Raw genomic sequence first — 6088 nt, 5'->3', positions numbered from 1 at the left:
CTTTGCCTTCGTCACCAAAGACAATGCCCAGCAGGGCGTCAACTTTTCCTTGTGCCATAGTTGTGCAATAATTTTTCGCAAAGATATTGATTTCTCCCCATAATGGGGAATATTTCTTCCTAATAAATATGACGACTGCGCGGCAGAGGATAGTGGTTCTGTGTTTGGAGAGCAGAAAAAGAAAACTGCCACCTGTGAGACATCAGGTGGCAGTCGTCGGAATTCAAATGGAATTTATTTATCGAAGTAACGCTTGTAGAGACCAGCGAAGCCGCGTCCGTGGCGAGCTTCGTCGCGTGCCATTTCGTGAACTGTGTCGTGGATAGCATCCAAGCCGAGTTCCTTTGCGCGCTTAGCAATGCGGTTCTTATCTTCACATGCGCCAGACTCTGCAATCATACGCTTGTAGAGGTTGGTCTTAGTGTCCCAAACATTGTCGCCGAGCAGTTCGCAGAATCTTGAAGCGTGGTCAGCCTCCTCAAAAGCGTAGCGCTTGAAAGCTTCAGCAATTTCGGGATAGCCTTCACGGTCGGCCTGGCGGCTCATAGCAAGGTACATACCTACCTCGCTGCACTCACCCATCCAATGAGCATTTAAGTCTTTCTTCATCTCCTCGTCGCAGTCAGCTGCAACACCAATCTTGTGCTCAACAACAAAGTTCAGTTCGTCTTCCTTCACTTCCTTGAACTTGTCAGCTTTAACGTGACATACGGGGCATTCTGCCGGTGCTTCATTACCTTCGTGAACATAGCCACAAACGGTACAAACGAATTTTTTCTTCATAATGTAGTAAATCTTTAAATTGTTATGTTATGCTTTTGTTTCTTCACAGTGGGGGCATACACCTCGGAAGGTTAGCTCCGTTTCTGCTACCGAAAAACCTTGTGGAAGATCGGCGCTATTGCGCATCCGTCGCGTGGTGGCTGGGATGTCGTAAATGCGCCCACACTGGGTGCAGTAGAAATGTGCATGAGGCTCCATGTTACTATCAAAGTAAGATTTTGTTTCATCAATGTGGAGCATCATGGCAGCCCCGTTGTCCACGAGAAGACGCAGTGTGTTGTAAACTGTGGTCTTGGAAAGGGTGGGGACTTCTGCTTTCAGTGCGTTATAAATCTCATCAACAGCAGGATGCGTACGATGTTCTAGCAAGTAGCCCATCACTGCCAAGCGCTGGATGCTGGGCTTGATGCCGTGCTTGAGGAGGTAGTCGTATGTTTCTTGCTTATTTGACATGATTTATTATTTGTAATCGTTACAATCTTAAAACTGATGCAAAATTACATACTTATTTTGAACCGTGCAAGTATTCTGCCGAAAAAAATCGTATGCGACCTAATTTTTTTCTTTCTTCGATGGTTGGACGGTCTTATTTGCTACGCGCGTATATATAAAGATGACTACGTTTACTGCCTATTCTGTTTACATCCGGCCTTATTCATCTAAATGTTAAAACAGAGGCTGTTTATTATTAGGAGTATATGTGGCTAAAAATTTCAGCTTTTCAATTTTCGATTTTTAGTTGGAATTTTCAGATTTCCTTATTGTGTCCAGCTAAAAAATGATTCTTGTTGGAGAAAAAGAGGAATCTTCTCCGTCGATTTCCTTATTCTGTCCACCTGCACAATAAGGGTGTCGACTGACGCAATAAGGATGTTGGCCGACAGCCTTATTGTATTTGTCAGCAACCTTATTGGGCAGACAGTTCTGCAGTCTTTCTTTGCAGGCATCTCTATTCTATGTTGGATTTCAAGCGATTCTCAGTCGTGTAGATTCAGAAGTTTTTAGACAAAATCAAGGAAAGCGGCCCTTTTCTTTGCGCGGTTGAAGACCATCTCAGTTGTACCGCGAAAAGTTTTTTGAAAAAAATCTCTCTAAATAGTTGCAGAGTTCAAAACAAGTATTTAGTTTTGAAGTGTAATATTAAAGTAGTACACTATTATACTCAAACTACTATGGTAAATATAGAGAATCTTCAGTTCAGTTATGGGAGGAAATATCGCCCAGTGTTTACGGATTTCTCCATCTCACTAAAGCCAGGCTGCATTTATGGTCTGCTCGGAAAGAACGGTACGGGAAAGAGTACGCTATTATATATAATGTGTGGTTTGTTGCAGCCGCAAGGCGGCACGGTTGAGGTGATGGGCGGCAACCCTCGTGCGCATCAGCCCCAGATTATTGGCGAGATATTTCTCGTGCCTGAAGAAGTGGAGTTGCCCGCTGTATGCCTTCGCGACTATGTCAAACTGAACGCTCCCTTCTATCCGCGTTTCTCTCAAGAGGTGTTGCAGCAATGTTTGTCCGATTTTGAACTCACCGATGATTTGCGCCTCGACCAGCTCTCCATGGGGCAGCGCAAAAAAGCCTTTATGAGTTTTGCGCTCGCCACGCAGGTGCGTCTCATTCTGATGGATGAGCCTACTAACGGTTTAGACATTCCCTCGAAAAGCATTTTCCGCAAGGTGGTTTCCTCCAACATGAGTGAGGAGCAAACGATTGTGATTTCCACTCATCAAGTGCGCGATATCGATTCGCTACTCGACCATATCATTATCATGGACAATTCGCAAGTTTTCCTCAATGCCTCCGTGGCTGAGATTACGCAACAGTTGGCTTTCGAGTTCCGCCCGATGGGTGCCTCCGTAGACGATGCTCTCTATGCTCAACCCTCGTTGCAAGGCGTGGCTGTGGTAGTTCCGAACGATGGAACAAAGGATACGCCCATCAATCTGGAACTACTCTTCAATGCTTTTATGCTAAAAAAAGACTTGTTGAAGCATTTGCGCGCTTGAAAGAATCGGCAGCAGCTCCTACATAGTCAAAAACAAACTTTTCAACTTAAACAATACAAATATGCAATCATTCAGTTTTCAGCGCCTCGGCCTGCTTATCAAGCGCGATCTTGGTCAGAACAAAAAAGGATATATGATCACCCTTGGTGTGCTCTTCTCCCTCTATATGTTTGTTGTGTGGTTTGGTCGTGGTGTAGTATCCTCCTCTGATAATCCTGCGGCACTGGCAGCCTCCTTGAATATCTTTATTTATTATATCACATATTTCGGTCTCTCCTATGTATGTGCTGGATTGTGTGCCGACCAGACAACACGGGGTGGGCGTATCGCCGCAGGTATGCTGCCAGCAACCAATGCCGAGCGTTTTGTCTCTCGCTTTATTATCCTGATATTTGGGTATATCTTTTTTGCTATTATTCTGTATCTTATCACCGACGGTCTGTGGCTACTCTTGGGTTGGATGTTAGGAAAAGATTATCCCAGCTTGCTCTTGAACTGGACCTCTTTGACACTGACATTTATTCAAATGAATTTCGATGAAGGAGGCTATACTTTTCCGAGCATAGTTCCAACGTTGTATATATTTCTCTCTATTCTCAACGGGATAGCCTTAAATATGTTTGCCAGTGCGCTCTTCAATAAGCATCCCTTTATGAAGATTATTTTGTTGGGCTTCATCATTCAATTTATTGTAGGAGTAGTGGTTGTAGCCTTCTCTTTGGTGAGTCCTTATTTTTGGCTGTATATACCGAGACACATCTCGTATCAATATGTAGCTCTTGTTGTTCTGGGTTTGCAAGCCCTCAGTGCAGCGGTGTTCTTCTCCCTTAGCTACTGGCTTTTCTGCCGCAAGCAGGTCATTCAGTATCGCTACTTCTAAATTTTTGCCAGTAGTGCTGCTCCTTGAGAGCCACGCCCTGAGCTAAAGAATGTAGAAAAAAATGATTGTGTTATGAATTTCAAAGACGCAAATCCCATATATTTGCAGATAGCTGAGCGAATATCCGAAGAGATCCTTGCTGGAAAGTTTTCTTCCAACGAGCGTATTCCCAGCGTTCGCGAATATAGCGCGCTCTTGGAGGTGAATATCAACACCGCCGTTAAGGCTTACGATTATTTGTCTAACCAAGGCGTAATCTATAATAAACGCGGTATGGGCTATTTCGTGTCGCCCGATGCGATAGAGCATATCCGCGAATCCAACCGCAAGCAATTCATGGACGAAACCTTACCCGAAGTGTTCCGACAAATGAAGTTGCTTGGAATTGACTTTAACCAAATCCAAACAGAATGGAACAAACAACGATGATACACCTTGACGGAATCCATAAGACCTATCAAGGCGCACAGCCCCTTCACGTGTTGAAAGGTATCTCTCTTGACATAAAGAAAGGAGAGTTCGTGTCCATCATGGGAGCCAGTGGTAGCGGTAAGTCCACCTTGCTCAATATCTTGGGAATCCTCGACAACTACGACGAAGGAGAATACCTGCTCAACGGCGTGTTGATGAAAAACCTCAGCGAGACGAAGGCTGCCGATTATCGCAACCGCATGATTGGTTTTATCTTCCAATCGTTTAATCTCATTCCCTTTAAGAACGCTATGGAGAATGTGGCTCTTCCGCTCTACTATCAAGGTGTGAGTCGCCGCAAGCGCAATGCGTTGGCGCTGGAGTACCTCGAGCGCTTGGGCTTGAGGGAGTGGGCGCACCATTTGCCCAGCGAACTCTCCGGCGGTCAGAAGCAGCGTGTGGCCATTGCCCGCGCCATCATCACTCATCCCCAGATAATTTTGGCCGATGAGCCTACCGGCGCACTCGACTCAAAGACGAGTGAGGAAGTGATGCAGCTGCTGCGCGACCTCAATGAGAAAGAGGGCATGACCATCGTGGTGGTGACCCACGAAAGCGGAGTGGCCTATCGTACGCATAAAGTGATTCATATCAAGGACGGCATCATCGGAAAGATTGAAGAGAACAAGACGATGGAAGGTCAGCCCTATCTGAAATAAGGAAGTATTCATCCAAAAACAAAACGATTGTGTTTGACGATTTAGGAGAAATATGGACGCATCTGAAGCTTAATAAGCTGCGTACAGCCCTGACGGGACTCTCCGTCAGCGTAGGTATCTTCCTGCTCATCACGCTGCTTGGTTCGGGCAACGGACTTATCAATGCTTTCAAAGCCAATCGAGGCGGAATGGCTATGGATGTTGTGAAGGTGTATCCTGGAATAACAGACGAAGCGTATGGTGGTTGGGAAAAAGGTCGAGAAATTCAACTCGACAACCGCGATATCCGCATGGCCAACGGACAATTCAGCGACCGCGTTACGGAAGCTGCTGGGCAAATTTCGCTCAGCGGCGGAACGATGAGCTATGGCGACCGCTCTTTCTCAGCTTCGCTCGGAGGCTATTATCCTGCCAATGAGCATATCAATAAACTCAAAATTATTTATGGGCGCTATATCAACAACAAAGATATGGAAGAGCGCCGCAAGGTTATTGTGCTGAGCGAGAAAACGGCGAAGCAGTTTTTTTCGACGGTTTCAGATGCCATCGGAAAGTCGTTGCGCGTGGACGGTAATGTATATGTTGTAGTAGGAATCTTTAGCGATGAAGGCCGCTTCGGAGGAATGGAAGGACACATTCCTTTCACAACGTTGCAACTCATTTATAAGAAGGGACAAAAGGTGGATCAATTAACGCTCCGAACTCGCAATATCTCCGATGCTGCCGATGACAGTATTTTCCAACGTGATTTCAAAAAGGCAGAAGCTGGGCTCCACTCATTTTCTCCCACAGATGAAGGGGCAATATGGATGTTTAATACGGCTGTTGGAGCAGAAGAAACCGACAAAGCTATGGGGTATCTCAACACCGCCCTATGGGTCATCGGTCTCTTGACTTTGCTGAGCGGAGTAGTGGGCATTTCTAATATTATGCTTATCACAGTGAAAGAGCGCACCCATGAGTTCGGCATCCGCAAAGCGCTGGGTGCACGTTCGTGGAGCATTCTGCGCAGCGTCTTGCTCGAAAGCGTCATCATCACAGCTATCTCTGGCTATATAGGTCTTGTGTGCGGAATTCTGATGACGGAATATCTCAACGCTACGGCCGGACAGGAAACTCTGACTGTTGCCGACCAAACTATGTACACTTTTCTCAATCCAACGGTCGATATGGCTGTGGCAATAGAAGCCTTGGCCGTGTTGATAGTTGCAGGATTGGTGGCAGGTTTTTTCCCCGCGTGGAAAGCTGTGAGAGTGAAACCGATAGAAGCACTTAATGCACATTAA

Annotated in this window: 7 protein-coding genes; 5 read left to right on the top strand and 2 right to left on the bottom strand. The window is 45.9% G+C overall.

Annotated features, from left to right (window positions below; translation table 11 throughout):
- Nucleotides 1-234: 234 nt before the first annotated feature.
- Both ABLA33_RS06925 and ABLA33_RS06920 read right to left on the bottom strand, forming a co-directional pair.
- Nucleotides 235-783: an NADH peroxidase gene (locus ABLA33_RS06925; protein ID WP_183693776.1), complete on the bottom strand. Its 549-nt coding sequence runs from the start codon at nt 781-783 to the stop codon at nt 235-237.
- Nucleotides 784-810: 27 nt separating this feature from the next.
- Nucleotides 811-1236, bottom strand: coding sequence for a transcriptional repressor (locus ABLA33_RS06920; protein ID WP_311491342.1), 426 nt, complete (start codon nt 1234-1236; stop codon nt 811-813).
- Between the two features lie 719 nt (nt 1237-1955).
- On the opposite strand from ABLA33_RS06920, the gene ABLA33_RS06915 reads away from it, so the two are divergent.
- The 5 genes from ABLA33_RS06915 to ABLA33_RS06895 all read left to right on the top strand — a co-directional run bounded on the left by ABLA33_RS06915 (nt 1956) and on the right by ABLA33_RS06895 (nt 6088).
- Complete coding sequence (locus ABLA33_RS06915; protein WP_347719741.1) at nt 1956-2792, top strand: ABC transporter ATP-binding protein; 837 nt, start codon at nt 1956-1958, stop codon at nt 2790-2792.
- Nucleotides 2793-2853: 61 nt separating this feature from the next.
- On the top strand, nt 2854-3672 hold the full coding sequence (locus tag ABLA33_RS06910) for a hypothetical protein (protein WP_009347313.1): 819 nt from the start codon (nt 2854-2856) through the stop codon (nt 3670-3672).
- A gap of 72 nt (nt 3673-3744) precedes the next feature.
- Complete coding sequence (locus ABLA33_RS06905; RefSeq protein ID WP_347719739.1) at nt 3745-4101, top strand: GntR family transcriptional regulator; 357 nt, start codon at nt 3745-3747, stop codon at nt 4099-4101.
- Nucleotides 4098-4802, top strand: a complete 705-nt coding sequence (locus ABLA33_RS06900) for an ABC transporter ATP-binding protein (protein WP_347719740.1) — start codon at nt 4098-4100, stop codon at nt 4800-4802. The genes ABLA33_RS06905 and ABLA33_RS06900 overlap by 4 nt, the downstream gene beginning before the upstream one ends.
- Nucleotides 4803-4831: 29 nt before the next feature.
- Complete coding sequence (locus ABLA33_RS06895) at nt 4832-6088, top strand: ABC transporter permease (RefSeq protein WP_347719738.1); 1257 nt, start codon at nt 4832-4834, stop codon at nt 6086-6088.

The sequence above is a fragment of the uncultured Alloprevotella sp. genome, from assembly GCF_963536905.1.
In the GTDB taxonomy this organism is placed as follows: Bacteria; Bacteroidota; Bacteroidia; order Bacteroidales; family Bacteroidaceae; genus Alloprevotella.
The sequence above is the reverse complement of the archived record's forward strand: the minus strand, read 5'-3'. Positions and strand labels throughout refer to the sequence as shown.

Bases quoted from the DNA above. Each gene is read 5' to 3' on its own strand.
- ABLA33_RS06925 (WP_183693776.1), bottom strand. From the start codon at position 783: ATGAAGAAAAAATTCGTTTGTACCGTTTGTGGCTATGTTCACGAAGGT.
- ABLA33_RS06910 (WP_009347313.1), top strand. From the start codon at position 2,854: ATGCAATCATTCAGTTTTCAGCGCCTCGGCCTGCTTATCAAGCGCGAT.
- ABLA33_RS06905 (WP_347719739.1), top strand. From the start codon at position 3,745: ATGAATTTCAAAGACGCAAATCCCATATATTTGCAGATAGCTGAGCGA.
- ABLA33_RS06915 (WP_347719741.1), top strand. From the start codon at position 1,956: ATGGTAAATATAGAGAATCTTCAGTTCAGTTATGGGAGGAAATATCGC.
- ABLA33_RS06920 (WP_311491342.1), bottom strand. From the start codon at position 1,236: ATGTCAAATAAGCAAGAAACATACGACTACCTCCTCAAGCACGGCATC.
- ABLA33_RS06900 (WP_347719740.1), top strand. From the start codon at position 4,098: ATGATACACCTTGACGGAATCCATAAGACCTATCAAGGCGCACAGCCC.